This window comes from Amycolatopsis albispora (assembly GCF_003312875.1).
GTDB lineage: Bacteria > Actinomycetota > Actinomycetes > Mycobacteriales > Pseudonocardiaceae > Amycolatopsis > Amycolatopsis albispora.
Genome location: NZ_CP015163.1, coordinates 2,145,007 through 2,163,112, shown reverse-complemented (window position 1 = coordinate 2,163,112; position 18,106 = coordinate 2,145,007). Strand labels below are relative to the sequence as shown.

General features: G+C 73.5%; 10 protein-coding genes. All 10 read left to right on the top strand.

The genetic code is table 11. The annotated features are described in order from the left end of the window. Window positions 1–3 precede the first annotated feature (3 nt). From A4R43_RS10000 to A4R43_RS09955, 10 genes are read left to right on the top strand one after another with little or no spacing between them, the layout of a single operon-like run. Window positions 4–672, top strand: a complete 669-nt coding sequence (locus A4R43_RS10000) for an isochorismatase family protein (protein WP_113692070.1) — start codon at window positions 4–6, stop codon at window positions 670–672. Further along, window positions 669–911 (top strand): phosphopantetheine-binding protein, encoded by a 243-nt coding sequence (locus A4R43_RS09995; protein WP_113692069.1) that lies wholly within the window; start codon window positions 669–671, stop codon window positions 909–911. The genes A4R43_RS10000 and A4R43_RS09995 overlap by 4 nt, the downstream gene beginning before the upstream one ends. Continuing rightward, complete coding sequence (locus tag A4R43_RS09990) at window positions 908–1,771, top strand: siderophore-interacting protein (protein WP_113692068.1); 864 nt, start codon at window positions 908–910, stop codon at window positions 1,769–1,771. The genes A4R43_RS09995 and A4R43_RS09990 overlap by 4 nt, the downstream gene beginning before the upstream one ends. 54 nt (window positions 1,772–1,825) lie before the next feature. After that, entirely contained in the window at window positions 1,826–2,821 is a 996-nt protein-coding gene (locus A4R43_RS09985) for an ABC transporter substrate-binding protein (protein WP_113692067.1), read from the top strand. Next, complete coding sequence (locus A4R43_RS09980) at window positions 2,818–3,816, top strand: FecCD family ABC transporter permease (RefSeq protein WP_113692066.1); 999 nt, start codon at window positions 2,818–2,820, stop codon at window positions 3,814–3,816. Before A4R43_RS09985 ends, A4R43_RS09980 begins: the two co-directional genes overlap by 4 nt. After that, entirely contained in the window at window positions 3,813–4,835 is a 1,023-nt protein-coding gene (locus tag A4R43_RS09975) for a FecCD family ABC transporter permease (RefSeq protein WP_205215287.1), read from the top strand. Before A4R43_RS09980 ends, A4R43_RS09975 begins: the two co-directional genes overlap by 4 nt. Beyond that, window positions 4,832–5,608, top strand: coding sequence for an ABC transporter ATP-binding protein (locus A4R43_RS09970; RefSeq protein ID WP_113692065.1), 777 nt, complete (start codon window positions 4,832–4,834; stop codon window positions 5,606–5,608). The genes A4R43_RS09975 and A4R43_RS09970 overlap by 4 nt, the downstream gene beginning before the upstream one ends. Window positions 5,609–5,648: 40 nt before the next feature. After that, window positions 5,649–15,659: a non-ribosomal peptide synthetase gene (locus tag A4R43_RS09965; RefSeq protein ID WP_113692064.1), complete on the top strand. Its 10,011-nt coding sequence runs from the start codon at window positions 5,649–5,651 to the stop codon at window positions 15,657–15,659. Continuing rightward, window positions 15,656–17,056, top strand: a complete 1,401-nt coding sequence (locus A4R43_RS09960; RefSeq protein ID WP_236808874.1) for a DHA2 family efflux MFS transporter permease subunit — start codon at window positions 15,656–15,658, stop codon at window positions 17,054–17,056. The genes A4R43_RS09965 and A4R43_RS09960 overlap by 4 nt, the downstream gene beginning before the upstream one ends. Beyond that, window positions 17,049–18,053 (top strand): 3-deoxy-7-phosphoheptulonate synthase, encoded by a 1,005-nt coding sequence (locus A4R43_RS09955; RefSeq protein ID WP_113692063.1) that lies wholly within the window; start codon window positions 17,049–17,051, stop codon window positions 18,051–18,053. Before A4R43_RS09960 ends, A4R43_RS09955 begins: the two co-directional genes overlap by 8 nt. Window positions 18,054–18,106: the final 53 nt, after the last annotated feature.

Sequence of the window (18,106 nt, the reverse complement as noted above, 5' to 3'; positions counted from 1 at the left end):
AGCGTGTCCCTGCCGAAGATCGAGTCCTATCCGCTGCCCACCGCGGCCGAGCTGCCGCCGGGCCGGGTCGACTGGCGGCCCGACCCGGCCAGGGCGGCGCTGCTGGTGCACGACGCGCAGCGGTACTTCCTGGCCCCGTACCAGGGCGCGCCGGTGCCGGAGATGGTCGCCAACATCGCCGCGCTGATCGCCGGCGCGCGGGAAGCGGGCGTGCCGGTGTTCTACACCGCGCAGCCGGGCCGCCAGGCCGCCGCCGACCGCGGGCTGCTCACCGAGTTCTGGGGTGACGGCATCGGCGCGGTGATCGACGACGACCCGGCGGCCGCGGACATCGTGCCCGAACTGGCCCCGGAACCGGCGGACACCGTGCTGACCAAATGGCGCTACAGCGCCTTCCAGCGCAGCACCTTCACCGAACAGCTGGCCGAAGCGGGCCGCGACCAGCTGCTGATCACCGGCGTCTACGCGCACATCGGCTGCCAGGCCACCGCGGTCGAGGCGTTCATGCGGGACGTCCGGCCCTTCCTGGTCGCCGACGCGGTCGCGGACTTCTCCCGCGAGCGCCACGACCAGGCCTGCGAGTACGTCGCGCAACGCTGCGGCGTCGTCACCACCACGGCCGGCGCGCTCTCGGCGCTGTCGGCCCCGATGCACGCGGGAGCACCACGATGAGCACCACCGGACTGACCGCGGACCAGGTCCGCGCCGACGTGGCCGGGTTGCTCGGCTGCGACGAGGCCGAGCTGACCCCGGACGCCGATCTGCTCGACCTCGGCCTGGACTCGATCCGGATCATGGGCCTGATCGAGCGCTGGCGTGCCGCCGGCGCGACCGGGCTGGAGTTCGCCGACCTCGCCGAGCAGCCGCGGCTGCGCCACTGGACCGCGGTGCTGGCCGGGGACGACGCGTGAACCGGGCCGAGCAGCGGGCGCGGTACCGCGAGCGGATCGCCGAGGTCCGCGCGGGCACCGCGGCGGAGAAGGTGCCGTACCCGATCCGCATCCGCCAGGCCGAGGTCCAGCGCACCAGCCGGGTGGGTGCCGGGCTGGTGCGGGTCACCCTGGGCGGCCCCGGCACCGCCGGGTTCGAGGCGCACTCACCCGACGAGCACGTCAAGCTGATCTTCCCGGAGCCCGACGGCACGCTGCGGCTGCCCGAGCCGAACGGCGACATGCTGCGCTGGCCCCGTCCGCTGCCGACCTCCCGCGAGTACACCGTCCGCCGCTACGACCCGGTCACCGGTGAACTGGACCTCGACGTGGCGTTGCACGACGGCGGCCTCGGCGCGGACTGGGCACGCGCGGCGCGTCCCGGTGACCTGGTGCACGTGGCCGGTCCGCCGGGCGGGCTGATCGTGCCGCACAACTACGACCGCTACCTGCTCGCCGGTGACCTCACCGCGCTGCCCGCGATCGCGCGCTGGCTCGAGGAACTGCCGCGCACCGCGGCGGGCTGGGCGTTCGTCGAGGTCGCGGACGAGAGCGAGCAGATCGAACTGCACCCGCCGGAGGACGTCGAGGTGCACTGGCTGCACCGCGGCGACGCCGAGCCCGGCACGAGCGATCTGCTGGAGAAGGCCGTGCGCGCGGTGCCGATCCCCGAAGGTGAGCGGATCTACGTCTGGCTCGCCGGGGAGGCGGGCGTGCTCAAGCCGCTGCGCCGCTGGGTGCGCGACGAACTCCGCCTCGACCGCGGTGACCACGACATCACCGGTTACTGGAAGCGCGGCGTGGCCGACTTCGACGAGGACCACGAGCACCACGAGCACTGAGCTCCCCGCCACGCAACACCCATCGCAACCATTGCGCAACCATTGAGGAAGCCCATGTCCATCGCCAGAACCTCCCGTCTCGCCGGCGCGCTCGCGCTCGCCGTCGCACTGGTCACCGGCTGCGCGTCGGGTGGCGCCGAAACCGGTGCCGCCTCGGGGGAAACCCGCGTGTTCGCCGCCGACAACGGGCAGATCACCATCCCGGTCTCGCCGAAGCGCGTGGTCGCCACCGGCTACGCGGTGCCCGCGCTGCTGGAGGCGAACGCGCCGCTGGTCGGGATTTCCAGCTGGCAGCGCGGCCTGCCGATGATGACGCCGGAGGACCGCGCCAAGTACGACGGCCTGGCGAAGGTGGCCGGCGAGTCCGCGGCCGAGACGAACTACGAGGCCATCGCGCAGGCCGAGCCCGACCTGATCGTGATCGGCGTGCCGAAGCCGGTGCTCGCCGACATCGACATCAAGCGGCTCGAAGCGCTGGCCCCGGTGGTGGCGATCGGCCCGTCCGTGCCGTCGATGTGGCGTGAGCTGTCGCGCAAGCAGGCCGACGCGGCGGGCTCGCTGGCCAGCTTCGACGCCACGCGTGACGAGTACGAGGCCAAGGCCAAGCAGCTCGCCGGAAAGTACGCCGGGGTGCTGCCGCAGCTCAAGCTCGGCCACGTCGGCGGGTACGGCGAGGTCGCCAAGGGCAACTTCCAGCGCGAGTTCAACGGCTCGTGGGGCACCAACATCGCCCAGGACGTCGGCGCCAACTACTACGGCCAGGTCAAGGTCAAGGGCGGCGGCTCGAAGGACGTCAGCGAGTACCCGTCGATCGAGGAACTGGCCAGCGCCTTCACCGAGGCCGACGCGATCTCCTACACCGTCGCCGCCGACGGTTCGGTGCCGCCGCCGGTCCAGTACGTGCTGGACTCGGAGCTGTGGAAGAACCTGCCCGCGGTCAAGGCGGGCAAGACCTTCCCGATCCGCTACACCGAGGCCGCCACCTACCGCGCGGCGATGAAGACGCTGGACGCGGTGGACCAGGCGTTCGCGCCGCTGCTGAACCCGTGACGGTCCGGCTCCGCGAATCCGGCACGCGGTCCGGCCTGCTGATCGCGGCGCTGGTCCTGCTGGTGGTGATCGCGGTGCTCAGCTTCGGGGTCGGCGCGCACGGCATCGCCCCTGGCGAGGTGCTCCGCGCCCTGTTCGGTGGTGACACCGCCAATCCGGACCACCTGGTGGTGCGGGACGTCCGCCTGCCGCGTGCGTACCTGGCGATCGCCGCCGGTGCCGCGCTCGGGGTGGCCGGGGTGCTGGTGCAGGCGCTCTCGCGCAACCCGCTGGCCGAGCCCGGTGTGCTCGGGGTGACCTCGGGCGCCGGGTTCGCCATCACCGTCGGGGTCTCGCTCGGGCTGTCCGGGCCCTTCGGGGAGCTGGTGCTGTCCGTGGCCGGTGCGCTGCTCGCGGCGGCGCTGGTGTACTCGGTGGGCAGGCAGTCGCCGCTGCGGCTGGTGCTCACCGGCACCGCGCTGACCTTCGTGCTCACCGGCGTCGGGCTGGGCCTGCGGCTGCTGGACCCCGAGGTGTTCGACGTCTACCGGTTCTGGTCGATCGGCTCGCTGGCCGGGCGGGAGCAGGCGCCGATGGCGCTGCCGCTGGCGGCGATCGGCGTCGGCCTGCTCGGCGCGCTGCCGGTGAGCAGGCAGCTCAACGCGGTCGCGCTGGGCGAGACGGTGGCGCACACGCTCGGCGCGAACGTGGCCAGGGTCCGGTTCGCCACGCTGGCGCTGATCACCCTGCTGGCCGGGGCGGCCACCGCGATCGCCGGGCCGATCCTGTTCGTCGGGCTGATGGTGCCGCACCTGGCGCGGCGGCTCGGCGGTGGTTCGGTGCCGTGGCTGGTCGGGTTCGGCGCGGTGCTCGGCCCGATCCTGCTGCTGCTGTCGGACATGGGCTCGCGGGTGCTGCTGCCGACCGGTGAGGTGCCGGTCGCCATCGTCACCGCGTTCGTCGGCGGCCCGGTGCTGATCTGGGCGGTCCGCAAGTACGGGGCGGCGCCGCTGTGACCGCGCTCGTACTCCGCCGGGGGCGGCTCTCGTTCCGCGTCGAGCGGCGCGTTCTCGTGCTCACCGCGGTGATGGTGGTGCTGATCGCCGGGCTCGGCCTGCTCGGCCTTTGCTACGGCGCGAACTGGGCCAGCCCGGCGAAGGTGTTCGCCGCGCTGTCCGGTTCCGGTGGCGGTTCCAGCGTGGTGATCCGCGACTGGCGGCTGCCGCGGGTGCTGGCCGCGGTGATCTTCGGCCTGGCGCTCGGCGTGGCGGGCGCGATCTTCCAGAACATCACCCGCAACCCGCTCGGCAGCCCCGACGTGATCGGGCTGGACGCCGGTGCCTACACCGGTGCGCTGGTCGCGATCACCGTGCTGTCCGGTTCGCCGGGGCAGCTGGCGGTCAGCTCGGTGGTCGGGGGCGTGGTCACCGCGGCCGCGGTGTACCTGCTCTCGCTCGGCGGCGGGCTGTCCGGGCTGCGGCTGGTGGTGATCGGCATCGCGGTCAACGCCATGCTGACCGCGTTCAACTCGTGGATCGTGCTGCGGGCCGAACTGGAGGTGGCCATCGCGGCGGTCGGCTGGAACGCCGGTTCGCTGAGCGGCGTCGGCTGGGACGGCCTGCGCATCCCGTTCGCGGTGATCGCCGTGCTGCTGGTCGCGCTGGCGCTGCGCGCGCAGGCGCTGCACCAGTACTCGCTCGGCAGCGCGATGGCGGTGACCACCGGTGTCGGGCTGGAACCGCTGCGGCTGCAGCTGGTGCTGATCGGTGTCGGCTGCACCGCCACGGTCACCGCGGTGGCCGGGCCCATCGCGTTCATCGCGCTGGCCGCGCCGCAGATCGGCAGGCGGCTGGCGGCCGCGCCCGGGGTGCCACTGCTGCCCGCCGCGCTCACCGGCGCGGTGCTGCTGCTGGCCGCGGACCTGGTGGCGCAGATGCTGCTGGCCCCGGTCGCCCTTCCCGTCGGCGTGGTCAGCACCGCGATCGGCGGCTGCTACCTGATCTGGCTGCTCACCAAGGAGGTGCGCCGAGCATGACCACGCGCCTGACCGCGAGGGACCTGACTCTGCGCTACGGGGAGCGGGTCGTGTCGACCCGGCTGTCCCTCGACGTGCCCGACGGCGCGCTGACCGCGATCGTCGGGCCCAACGCCTGCGGCAAGTCCACGCTGCTGCGGGCTTTCGTCCGGCTGCTGAAACCGGCCGAGGGCGAGGTGCGCCTCGACGACCGCGAAGTCGGCGCGTACCCGACCAAGGCGCTGGCGCGGATGCTGGGCTTCCTGCCGCAGGATCCGCTGGCGCCCGAGGACATCCGCGTGCGCCAGCTGGTCGCGCGCGGCCGGTTCCCGCACCAGTCGCTGCTGTCCACCTGGTCCGAAGAGGACGCCGAAGCGGTCGCCGAGGCGATGGAGGCGGCCGGGGTGACCGAGCTGGCCGGGCGCCCGGTGCACGAGCTGTCCGGCGGGCAGCGGCAGCGGGTGTGGGTGGCCGTGGTGCTCGCCCAGCAGACGCCCTACCTGCTGCTCGACGAGCCGACCTCGTTCCTCGACATCGCCCACCAGTACCAGCTTCTCCAGCTGCTGGCCGAGCTGCGTGACCAGGGCCGCACGGTGATCGCGGTGCTGCACGACGTCAACCAGGCCTGCCGCTACGCCGATCACCTGATCGCCATGAAGGAGGGCCGGGTGGTCGCCGAGGGCACCCCGGCCGAGATCGTGGACGCCGCGCTGCTCAAGGAGGTCTTCGACCTGCCGTCCGTGGTGGTGCCCGATCCGGTGACCGGTACGCCGATGGTGGTGCCCGCGCTCTGACGCGCGGGCCCGTCCACCCCCGAATTCCCAGGAGCGCGAGTTGAGCACTGCCCACGCCGATCCCGAGACCGCCGTGCTCGAGCTGACCAGCGCGCAGCTCGGCATCTGGAACGCGCAGCGGCTGGAACCGGATTCGCCGTACTACCTGGTCGGCGACGTGGTCGAGGTGGACGGCGGGGAACCGGTGGACGCGGCACTGATCGCCGAGGCGATCCGCCGCACCACCGAGGAGGCCGAGAGCCTGCGGCTGCGCGTTCTGGACACTGTGGACGGTCCGGTCCAGGTCATCTCGGCGGAACCGGTGCCACTGCCGGAGATCGTGGACCTCAGCGGCGAGCGTGATCCGGTGGCCGCGGCGCACGCGCTGGTCGAGGCCGAACGGCACCGCGCCGCCGAGGCGTGCCGCGCGATGGTGGACCGGCCGTTGTTCACGCACACGGTCATCCGGCTCGGCCCGTGCCGGGTGTGGTTCACGCAGCTGGGCCACCACCTGGTGTTCGACGGGTACACCGCGGCCATGCTCGCCCGCCGCACCGGCGCGCACTACACCGCGCTGGTGCGGGGCGATCCGCCGCCGGCGCCGTCGTTCGGCTGGTTCGCCGACGTGGTGGCCGCCGACCGCGAGTACCGGGAGAGCGAGAAGGCCCGGAAGGACCGGGAGTACTGGCGTGACCGGTTCACCCCGCTGCCGGAACTGGACGACGCCACCACCGCGACCGGGCTGCCGGAGCGCACCTTCACCGCCCGCGCCGTGCTCCCGGCCGCCGACGTGGACCGCCTCCGCGTGGTCGCCGAAAGCGCGGGCACCACCTGGGGTGAGGCGCTGATCGCCGGGTACGCCGCGTTCCTGCATCGCGTGCTCGGGCGGACCGACGTGGTGTTCGCGATGCCGTTGATGTGCCGCACGGGCACGGCCCTGCGGACCCCGGCGATGGCGGTGAACGTGCTGCCGCTGCGGGTCGCGGTGACCGGGGCGGACACGCTGGCCGAGCTGACCGCGCGCGTCGCGGCGGCGCTGCGGGACATGCGCAGGCACCAGCGTTACCGCGGCGAGAACCTGCCGCAGGACCTGGCCGTGCCGGGCGCGGGCGCGCTGCTGCACGGGCGCGGCATCAATCTCAAGGCCTTCGACCTGGCCATCGAGTTCGCCGGCGCCACCGGCGTGATGCGCAACGTGGCGGGCGGCCCGCCGGAGGACATGGGGCTGAGCGTGCTGCCGCACGGCGACGGTGGCCTGCTGCTCGGCTTCGAGGTGGACGCCCGCACCCACGACCAGGCCGGGGTGGAGCGGCAGCTGGCCGCGCTGCGGACGCTGGTCACCACGCTGTCCGGGCCGGACGAACCGCGGATCGGCCAGGTCGATCTGGTCGGCGATGCCGGGCGGAAGGCGTTGCTCGACGCCTGGACCACACCTGCGGTCCCCGGTGAACCGCTGGACGTGCCGGGCCTGCTCGCCGAGTTGTCCGTCCACTCCGGACAGACCGCGCTGGTGCACGGGGACGGGCGGCTGACCGCCGGTGAGCTGGTGTCGCGCGTGCACCGGCTGGCCAGGGCGTTGCGGGCCAGGGGAGTGGGCAGGGACGACGTGGTGGCGCTCGCACTGCCGCGCTCCGCCGACCTGGTCGTCGCCCTCCTGGCGGTGCTGGACGCCGGGGCCGCGTTCCTGCCGCTGGACACCGAGCACCCGCCGGAACGCCTGCGCGAGCTGATCACCGAGGCGGGCGCCGCGCTCGTGGTCACCGATGGTTCCGGGTTCGAGAACGCGCTGCGGCTCGGCGAACTGGACCTGACCGCGTTCTCCGGCGAGCCGCTGTCCGTGTCCCGGCATGCCGACGACCTCGCCTACGTCATCTTCACCTCCGGCTCGACCGGCCGGCCGAAGGGCGTGCTGTGCCGGGCGGGTGGTTTCGCCGAGCTGGTGCACCGCCACCGGCACACCACCGTCGCCGACGCCGGGCGGGCGGCGGGCAGGCGGCTGCGGGTCGCGCACACCTACTCGTTCGCCTTCGACTCGGCGCTGGACCAGCTGCTGTGGTTGCTGTGCGGGCACGAACTGCACCTCTACGACACCGATGTGACCCGCGACGCCGACGAACTGCTGGCCGCCTGCGTCCGCGACGGGATCGACGTGCTGGACACCACGCCGTCGATGGCCGCGCCGCTGGTGGACGCCGGGCTGCTGGACCGGCACCCGCTGACCCTGCTGGTGCTCGGCGGGGAGGCGACGCCGCCCGCGTTGTGGCGGCGCGTGGTCGAATCAGGGGTCACCGCGCGGAACATGTACGGGCCCACTGAGACCACTGTGGACAGTACGAGCGCGGTGCTCTCCGGTGCGGAGCCGACCATCGGTTTCCCGGTGCCCGGCACCTGGATCCGCTTGCTGGACAACGCTTTGCGCCCGGTTCCCGAAGGCGCGGCGGGGGAGCTGTACCTGGCCGGTCCGCATTTGGCACGTGGTTACCTCGGGCAACCGGGGCTGACCGCGGAACGCTTCGTCGCCGATCCGGTGGGGGAGCCCGGCGCGAGGATGTACCGCACCGGCGACCTGGCGCGCTGGGTTCCGGGCCGCGGGCTGGAGTACCTCGGGCGCCGCGACGGGCAGCTCAAGATCCGGGGCCACCGCGTGGAACTCGGTGAGGCGGAAGCCGCGCTGGGCGCGGTCGCCGGGGTGAGCGCGGCGGCCGCGGCCGTGCACGCGTCCCGGCTGGTCGGTTACGTGGTGCCCGCCGCCGGAGCCGCGATCACGCCCGAGCAGGTGCGCGCGACGCTCACCGAACGCCTGCCCGATCACCTCGTGCCCGCGATTGTCGTTGTCCTGGAAGAACTTCCAGTGACCGTCAACGGCAAGCTGGACCGGGCCGCGCTGCCCGTGCCCCGGGTGTCCGGTAGTGGCCGCGCGCCGAGCACGGAACGCGAACGGCTGCTGTGCGAAACCATCGCCGAGGTGGTCGGCGTGGAGCGCGTCGGCGTGGACGACGACTTCTTCGCGCTCGGCGGTGACAGCATCACCGCGATCAGCGTGAGCAGCCGCCTGCGGGCACGCGGGCTGGAACTGCGGCCCCGCGATCTGCTGGCGCGCCGGAGCTTCGCCGCGCTGGCGGCGGCGAGCACCGAACTCGGCGGCAAACCGGAGCAGGTGCCCGACGAGCCGACCGGCCCGGTGCCCGCGCCGCCGATCGTGCGTGCGCTGCTCAGCCCGCATCCCGATCTCGGCGCGGTGGCGGGTTATGCGCAGTGGACCGCGCTCCGGCTCGACGAACCGGTGTCGCTCACCAGCCTGCGGGACGGCCTGCGCGCGGTCCTCGACCACCACGACGCACTGCGGTTGATCGTGGATCCGGCCGGGCAGCTGGTGGTGCGGCCGCGGGGCAGCGCGTCCCCGCTGGTCGAGGAAATCGACGGGCCCGCCGACGTGACCGAGGTGGCCGGACGGCTCGCGGCCGCGCTCGACCCGGCCGCGGGTGAGCTGGTGCGGCTGGCCTGGCTGCCCGCCGCATCGCGGCTGGTCATCGTGGTGCACCACCTGGTGATGGACGGGGTGTCGTGGCGGGTGCTGCTGCCCGACCTGCACGCCGCGTGCACGGGGGGCTCGCTCGAACCCGTCGGCACCTCCTGGCGGCGGCACGCGCTGCTGCTCGCCGAACAGGGCGAAACCGGGGCGCGCCGGGCCGAACTCGACCACTGGCGTGCCACGGCCGACACCTTCCGGCTGGGGTCGCGCCCACTCGACAAGAGCCTGGACGTGGCAGCCACCGCCGAGCGCTCGACCACGATCGCGTCCCCGGAACTCACCGAGGCGCTGCTGACCACGCTGCCCGCCGCCTATCGCGCGGGCGTGGACGAGGTCCTGCTCACCGCGCTGGTGCTGGCCCTGCGGTCGTGGCGGCCCGCCGACGCGATCACCGTAACCGTGGAGGGGCACGGCCGCGACCAGGCCGGGACCGATCTCGCCCGCACCATCGGCTGGTTCACCAGCGAGTACCCGCTGCGCCTGCCCGCCACTGGCAGTCCGGCCGAACTGCTGCGCGCGGTCAAGGAAGCCAAGCGCGCGGTGCCGGACGGCGGCGTCGGCTACGGCGTGCTGCGGTACCTCGATCCGCTCACGCGCGAGGAATTCGGCGCCACCGCGCCGCCGGACGTGCTGCTGAACTACCTCGGGCGCTTCTCGGCTCCCGCGGGCACCGGCTGGCGCCTGCCGGAGCGGGACGCGTTCTCGGTGGTCGAGCCGCCCGCGAAGGCACTCGAACAGGTGCTGGCGCTCAACTGCTTCGTGCACGAGGACGGCGGCGCGCCCCGGCTGGCCGTCGAATGGACCGCGGCGAGCCTGGTGCTGCCGCCCTCGGCGGTGGCGGAACTGCAGCTAGCCTGGGAAGCGGCGCTCGAGGAGCTGGCCGGGCAGGGCGGTCAGGGCGGACTCACCCCGTCGGACCTCCCGTTCGTTCAGCTCGACCAGGCCGCCATCGACGCGCTGGAACGCCGCGGCCGCATCGACGACGTGCTTCCGGCGACCTCGCTGCAGGCCGGGCTTTCGTTCCACACCCTGGTCCGCGGGGAGCGGGACACCGACGTCTACGTGGTGCAGGCGAAGACCTTTCTCGAGGGCGAACTGGACCCGGAGCGGATGCGCGCCGCCGCCGCGGAACTGCTGCGACGGCATCCCGCCCTGCGTGTCCACCTGCACACCACGGCCGCCGGTGAGGTGGTGCAGGTGGTGCCCGCCGACGTCAGCCTGGACTGGCGGTTCGAGGACCTGTCCGAGGACTCCGAGGCGCCGGCGCTGTTCGGCGAGCACTGCCGGACCGAGCTGGCGCGCCCGTTCGACCCGAACGAGCCGCCGCTGATCCGGTTCCTGCTGTGCCGCCTGGCCGAGCGCGAGCACCGGCTGGTGCTCACCAATCACCACGCGCTGCTCGACGGCTGGTCGATGCCGCTGGTCGGGCGCACGCTGCTGGCCACCTACGCCGAACTCGGCGGCGGTGAGGCCGCGCCGGTAGCACCTTCGCTTGCCGAGTACCACCGCTGGCTGGCCGGTCGTGACCAGGAGGAGTCGCTGGCCGCCTGGCGGTCCGCACTGTCCGGAGTGGACGAAGGCACCCATCTCGCGCCCGCCGGGGTGGAGTCCACTGTGGAGCGCCCGGAGCGGGTGACCGTCGGGCTGGGCCCGGAGTTCAGCGAGCGGCTGCGAGCCTTCGCGAGGGCCAGGGGCGTCACGCCGACCACGGTGTTCCAGACCGCGTGGGGGCTGCTGCTGGGCAAGCTGACCGGTCGCCACGACGTGCTCTTCGGCTGCCCGGTGTCCGGGCGCCCGGCCGAGGTCGACGGCGTGGAAACCACCATCGGCCAGCTCGGCACCACCATCCCGGTGCGCGTCGCGTTCGACCTCGGTGACTCCGCCGCCGCGCTGCTGGGCCGGGTGCACGAGGACAGCGTCCGGCTCGCCGAACACCACCACGCCGGGCTGCCGGACATCCAGCGCGCGGCCGGGATCGGCGAGCTGTTCGACACCATGCTGGTGATGGAGAACTTCCCGCTGTCCAGCCGGAACCGCGCCACCCTGGCACCGGGGCTGGACCTGGTGGGTGTGGACATCACCGACGCGACGCACTACCCGCTGACCGTGATCGTCATTCCCGGCGAGAACGAGTTTGTCCTCGGCCTGGGCTACCAGCCGCACGCCTTCGGCGAGGCCACGGTGCGTGCCTACGGCCGGTGGCTGCGGAACCTGCTGCACGAGATCGTCCACGACCCCGACCGGCCGGTCGCGCGGTTGCGCGCACTCGACGCGGACGAGCACGACCGCATGCTGCGCCTCGGTGAAGGAGCGGAGCCGAAGCGGGAACGCGGTGGCGCGCTGGAGGAGTTCGCGCGGTGGGTGGAGGCCACCCCCGACGCGGAAGCCGTGGTGTGCCGTGATCGCAGCCTTTCCTACCGGGAACTGGACCGGCGCGCCAACCAGCTCGCGCACGCCCTGATCGAGCGCGGCGTGCGGCCGCAGGACGCCGTCGCTGTGCTGCTCGACCGGGACGTCGAGATGGTGGTGGCGTTGTTCGGCGTGCTCAAGGCGGGCGCGGTGTACGTGCCGATGGACCCGGACTACCCGGCCGATCGGCTCGCCTACATGCTCGGCGACATCACCCCGGCCGCGGTGGTGACCACTGGCGAGCCGCCGGGCGAGCTGCCAGTGGTGGATCCCGGCGCGCTCGACGGACTGTCCACTGAGGACCCGGTGCACGCGCGGCGGGACCGGACACCGGATTCGGTCGCCTACGTCATCTACACCTCGGGCACCACGGGCAAGCCGAAGGGCGTCGCGGTCCCGCACCGCGGGCTGCCGAGCCTGGTGGCGCTGCAGGAGGACGTGGTCGGCATCGGCGAGCGCGAGCGGTACCTGCACTTCGCCTCGACCAGCTTCGACGTGGCGTTCTGGCAGTTCATGCTGCCGCTGCTGTCCGGCGGCACGTCGGTGATCGCGCCCGCCGAGGTGCGCGTGCCGGGGGACGAGTTGCTCGACTACATCGCCGAGCACCGGGTCACCGGGGTGAACCTGCTGCCGTCGTTCCTGGCCGCGATGCCGGACGACCGCACGGTCGATCCGGACGTGTTCTTTGTCGTCGGCGCCGAGCGGCTGGACCCCGAACTGGCGCGCCGGTGGGGTGACCGGCGGGCGCTGTTCAACGCCTACGGGCCGACCGAGGTCACCATCAACTCGGTCACCTGGCACTACGACCCGGACGACCCCGGCCCGCTGCCGATCGGCCTGCCCGACCCCGAGGTGCGCGCGTACGTGCTGGACAGCGCGTTGCAGCCGGTCGGCGTCGGCGTGACGGGTGAGCTGTACCTGGCCGGGCCGAAGGTGGCGCGTGGTTACGTGAACCGGCCGGGGCTGACCGCGGAACGATTCCTGGCGGATCCGTTCGGGCCTCCGGGGGAGCGCATGTACCGGACCGGGGACCTCGTTCGCTGGCGGTCCGACGGCAACCTGGTGTTCCTCGGCCGCGCCGACCACCAGGTGAAGATCCGGGGCTTCCGCATCGAACTGGGCGAGATCGAGACCGCGTTGACGCGGCACCCGCAGATCCGCGCGTGCGCGGTGATCGTGCGTGAAGGACGGCTCGTCGGCTACGTGATCCCCGCCGACGGCGCCGAGCCGGACCCGGCCGAGGTCCGCGAATTCCTGGGCGCGGAGTTGCCCGAGCACATGGTGCCCGCCGCGCTGGTGACCCTGGACCGGCTGCCGCTGGGGCCCAGCGGCAAGCTCGACCGCGCCGCGCTGCCCGCGCCGGAGTCTCGCGCGGTTGCCCCCGCGCGTGAACCGGCCACCGAGGCGGAAACGGTGCTGCTGCGGGTGTTCCGCGAAATCCTGGGCACCGAGGACGTGCAGCTCGACGACAACTTCCTCGACGTCGGCGGCGACAGCATCGTGTCGCTGCGCGTGGTCTCCCGCGCCCGGCGCGAGGGGCTGACGCTGACCGCACGCGACGTGTTCGAAGGCAGGACGGTCGCCGGGATCGCCGCGCGCTGCGGTGGTGTGCCGGACGCGCCCGCCGAGGCGCCCGCGGTCGGCGACGCCCCGTTGACCCCGATCATGCGCGAACTGCTGCGCCGCAGCGGCGAGGCCGCCAACGGGTTCTGCCAGTGGGTCGAGGTCTGTGTGCCCGCCGGTGGAGACGTGGCGGCGTGGCGGGGGATCTTCGACGCGGTGCTCGCCCGGCACGACGTGCTGCGGGCTCATCTCGTCGAGGACGCGTTGCGCATTCCCGAGCCGGGCGCGGTCACCGGCGCCGACGTGCTGGAACACGTGCGCGCCGGGGATTCCGACCTGCGCGCGCTGGCCGACGAGCACATCGCCGCCGCCAGGGCGCGGATGAACCTGCGGACCGGCCCGTTGCTGCGCGTGGTCTGGCTCGACGCCGGGCCGGAGCGGCTCGGCAGGCTCGTCCTGGTCGCGCACCACATCGTGGTCGACGCGGTGTCGTGGCGGATCCTGCTCGACGACCTCGAGCACCTGCACCGGACCGGCGGGCCGCTCGCGCGGCACGGGCAGTCGTTCCTGGGCTGGGCCCGCGCGCACAACGAGGTTCCGCCGGCGCCCAAGGCTCCGGCGAAGCCGCTCGGGCGGGCGGCGCTGGACCCGGCCAGGGACACCGCCGCCACGGCCGTCCACCGGCTGGTCGAACTCGATCCGGAAACCACGCGTGCCGTGCTCACCACGCTGCCCGGTGCGTACCGGACAACACCGGACACGGTGCTGCTGACCGCGCTCGCGGAGGCGGCCCGCGACTGGCGTGGCCTGCCGGAAGTGGTGGTGGCGCTGGAAAGTCACGGCCGGGACGGCACGGGCGACCTTTCGCAGACAGTCGGCTGGTTCACCGCCGTGCACCCGGTGCGGATCGCGTTGCCGGACGGTGATACCGCGCGGGCGCTGAAAACGGTCAAGGAACAGCTGCTTACGGGCCAGTCCGATGTGGACCCTGAGATCAGTTGGAACTATCTGGGGCGCTTCACCGAGCCTGGCGAGGGCGTGTGGCAGCCACCGGCGGATGCCGACCCGCTCGGCTCCGGCGGCGGGGACGACCTGCCGTTACCGCACGCGCTGATGATCAACGCGATGGCCCGCGACGAGGCCCTGGGCATCCGGTTCACCTGGCCGTCCGCGTTGTTCACCGAGGCGGAGATCGACGCGCTCGCCGACTGCCTCCGGCGGGCAGTGGACCGGATCGCCGCCGATCCGGGCGCGCTGGCCGGGGCCGGGCTGACCCCGTCGGACGTGCCGCTGGCCGGGCTGGACCAGGCCGCCATCGACGCGCTCGAAGCGCGGTACCCGGTCGCTGACGTGCTGCCGCTGACCCCGTTGCAGCGGGTGATGCGCGACGCGGCGGACACCTACCCGGTGCAGGCGGCGTTCTCGCTGTCCGGCGCACTGGACGTGGACGCGCTGCGGGTTGCCGGGATCGAGCTGGTGCGGCGGCACCCGAACCTGGGCGCGGTGTTCCCGGCCGGGCCGGACGTCCAGGTGATCCCGGCCGAGCCGCGGCCGGGGTTCCGCGTACTCGATGTGTCCGATTCGGACGGTGCGGTGGAAGCCGCCCTGGACGGGGACCTGGCGGAACCGTTCGACCTGGTGAGCGGCCCGCCGCTCCGGCTGACCGTGCTCCGCCGCGCGCCCGGTCGTCACGTGCTCGCGCTGACCAGCCACCACGTGCTGTCCGACGGGTGGTCCGCGCCACGCATCCTCACCGAGCTGTTCTCCTTGTACGGCGGGGCTTCCCTGCCTGAACCGGTGCCGTTCGCGCGTTACCTCCAGTGGCGCGCCGACCGTGACCAGGACGCCGGGCTGCGTGCCTGGGGTGAGGAACTCGACGGCGTCGGCGAGGGCGACTACCTCACCCAGGGGCGGCCGCGGACCTCCGGTGCGGCCGAACCCGTGGTGTTCGAGGTCGAAGCGCCGGTGGTCGCCGCGCTGACCAAGGCGGGCGCGGAACGCGGACTGACGGTCAACACCCTGCTGCAGGGTGCCTGGGCGGCGGTGCTCGCCGCGCGTTCCGGCCGCCGTGACGTCTGCTTCGGGGCCATGGTTTCCGGCCGCACGGCCGACTTCCCGGGCGTCGAGGAGATCATCGGGCTGCTGGCGGGCACCGTGCCGGTCCGCGCCCGCTGGACCGGCACGCTCGGCGAGGTGCTGGCCGATCTCCAGGCGCGCCAGCAGAACCTGGCCGAGCACCACCACATCGGACTGTCCGAATTGGAGCAATTGACTGGCAGGCGCCCGTTGTTCGACAGCCTGGTGGTGTTCGAGAACTACCCGGTGGACCCGGCGAAGCTGGCCGAGCCCGCGCCGGGCCTGCGGATCACCGGCACGCGGTTCCGCGAGCGCACGCACCACCCGGTCACGGTCACCGTGGTGCCCGCGGAAACCGGCTGGACCGGTGTGCTCGGTTACCAGGCCGGGATGTTCACCGCCGACGAGGCCGCGGCGCTGGCCGCCGAACTGCAGCGGGTGCTCCGGGAGTTCCCGGCCCGGTTCGACGACGACGCTTCGGTGGTGTTGTGAGCACGGTGAGCCCGCCCGTCGGCGCGGCCTTGTGGCGCACGGCTTTTGTCCTGGTGCTGGGCACGTTCATGGCCACGCTGGACAGCACCATCGTGTCGGTCGGCGTGGCCGAGCTCGCGGCCGAGTTCAGCGCGCCGGTCACCGGCATCCAGTGGGTGAGCACGGCGTACCTGCTCGCGGTGGTCGCCGCCGTGCCCGCATCGGGCTGGCTGGCCGACCGCTTCGGCGGCCGCCGGGTCTGGCTGCTCGCGGTGGCCGGGTTCCTGCTCGGCTCGCTGCTGTGCGCGCTGGCCTGGTCGCTGCCCAGTCTGATCGCCTTCCGCGTGCTCCAGGGATTGGCGGGCGGGCTGCTGCCACCGACCGGGCAGGCGCTGCTCGCCCGCGCCGCCGGGCGCGACCGGATCGGGCGCGTGATCAGCATCGTCGGAGTGGTGCCGCTGCTGTCGCCGGTGCTCGGCCCGCTGCTCGGCGGTGCCGTTCTCGGTCTCGCGGACTGGCCGTGGCTGTTCTACGTCAACCTGCCGATCGGGCTGGTGGCGATCGTGCTGGCGCGGCGGTTCGTGCCGGTGGTGCCGCCCGCCGCCGAGCGCACCCCGTTCGACTTCCGCGGTGCCGCGCTGCTGTCGCCGGGACTGGCGGTGCTGGTGTTCGGCCTGACCGGGATCGGGCACGAGCAGGCGGTGCCGTCGTGGACGGCGGTGCTCGCCGTGGTGCTCGGTGCGCTGATGCTGACCGGGTTTGCCGTGCACGGCCTGCGGACGACCCGGGTCCCGTTGCTCGATCCGCGCTTGTTCGCGCGGCCGCCGTTCGGGGTCGCGGCGCTGGCGCTGGTGGTGCTGGGCGCGTCGGTGTTCGGCACGATGTTCCTGCTGCCGCTGTACCTGCAGACCGGCGAGCACCTGTCCGCGTGGGAAACCGGGCTGCTGCTGGCGCCGCAGGGTGCGGGCGCGCTGGCCGGGTCGTTCCTGGTGAACCGGCTGGTGGACGCGGTGGCCCCGCGGACGCTGGTGCTCACCGGCATCGCGCTGGTCGCCGCGGGCACGGCCGCGTTCACCCAGCTCGGGCCGGGGCTGCCGGACGCGGTGATCGCGGTTTCCCTGCTGGTGCGGGGATTCGGCGCGGCGATGATCGGCGCGCCGGTGATGACCATCGTCTACCGCCGCATCGCCCCGGCCCAGCTGCCCCGCGCCGCCGGGGCGCTCAACCTGCTCAACACCGTCGGTGGCTCGCTCGGCACCGCGGCGCTGGCCGTGGTGCTGCAGCACCGCCTGACCGCGCGCGGGACCGACCTGCCCGCCGCCTTCGCCGACGCCTTCTGGTGGGTGCTCGGCCTGGCGCTGGTCGCCGCGGCCGGCGCGCTCCGCCTTCCCCGAGAGAAGGACTCCCCGGATGCCTGACCAGGACACCCTGCCCACGCCCGCCGAGGTCACCGGCGGGCGGCCGCTGCCGGAAGCGGTCGGCCGCCACCGCGCCACCATCGACGCCGTGCTCGCCCGGCGCGACCGGCGCCTGCTGGTGGTGGCCGGCCCGTGCTCGGTGCACGACCCGGAAGCCGCGCTCGACTACGCGCGGCGGCTCGCCGACGCCGCCGAGCGGTACGCCGACGACCTCGTTGTGGTGCTGCGCGCGTACCTGGAGAAACCCCGCACCGTCGCGGGCTGGACCGGGCTGCTGCCGGACCCGACGCTCGACGGCAAGGGCGACATCGCCACCGGGATCCGGCGCGGCCGGTCGTTCCTGCTCGACGCGGCGGCCACCGGGCTGCCGCTGGCGTACGAGTTCGTCGACCCGGTGCTCGCGCACTACGTGGCGGACCTGGTCAGCTGGGGCGCGGTCGGCGCGCGCACGGTGGCCAGCCAGCCGCACCGGCACCTGGCTTCGTGGCTGCCGATGCCGATCGGGATGAAGAACTGCGTGTCCGGCCGTCTCGACACCGCGGTGCAGGCGATCCAGGCGGCCGGGCTGCCGCACACCTTTCCCGGGGTGGCGGCGGACGGGCGGCTGACCACCCTGCACAGCGCCGGGAACCCGGCCGCGCACCTGGTGCTGCGTGGTGGCGTGGCGCCGAACTACGACGCGGCGAGCGTGGCGGCAGCACTTTCGGCGCTCCGCGCGGCCGGGTTGCCGCCGCGCGTGGTGGTCGACGCCGCGCACGGCAACAGCGGCAAGGACCACAACCGCCAGCCCGCGGTGATCGCCGACCTGGCCGCGCAGATCGCCGGAGGCGCCAACGCGGTGGCCGGGGTGATGATCGAGTCGTACCTGTCCGACGGCAACCAGCCCTTGGCGGGGGAGCCGCGGCCGGAGCTGAGCGTCACCGACCCGTGCCTCGGCTGGCGCCGCACGGTGCCGTTGCTGGAGCAACTCGCGCTCGCCACGCGGCGACGGGGTTAGGGCGTGTTTCACCAGTCTGTTCGATGGGCTTCGTGATCCAGGTGGTTCCTGGC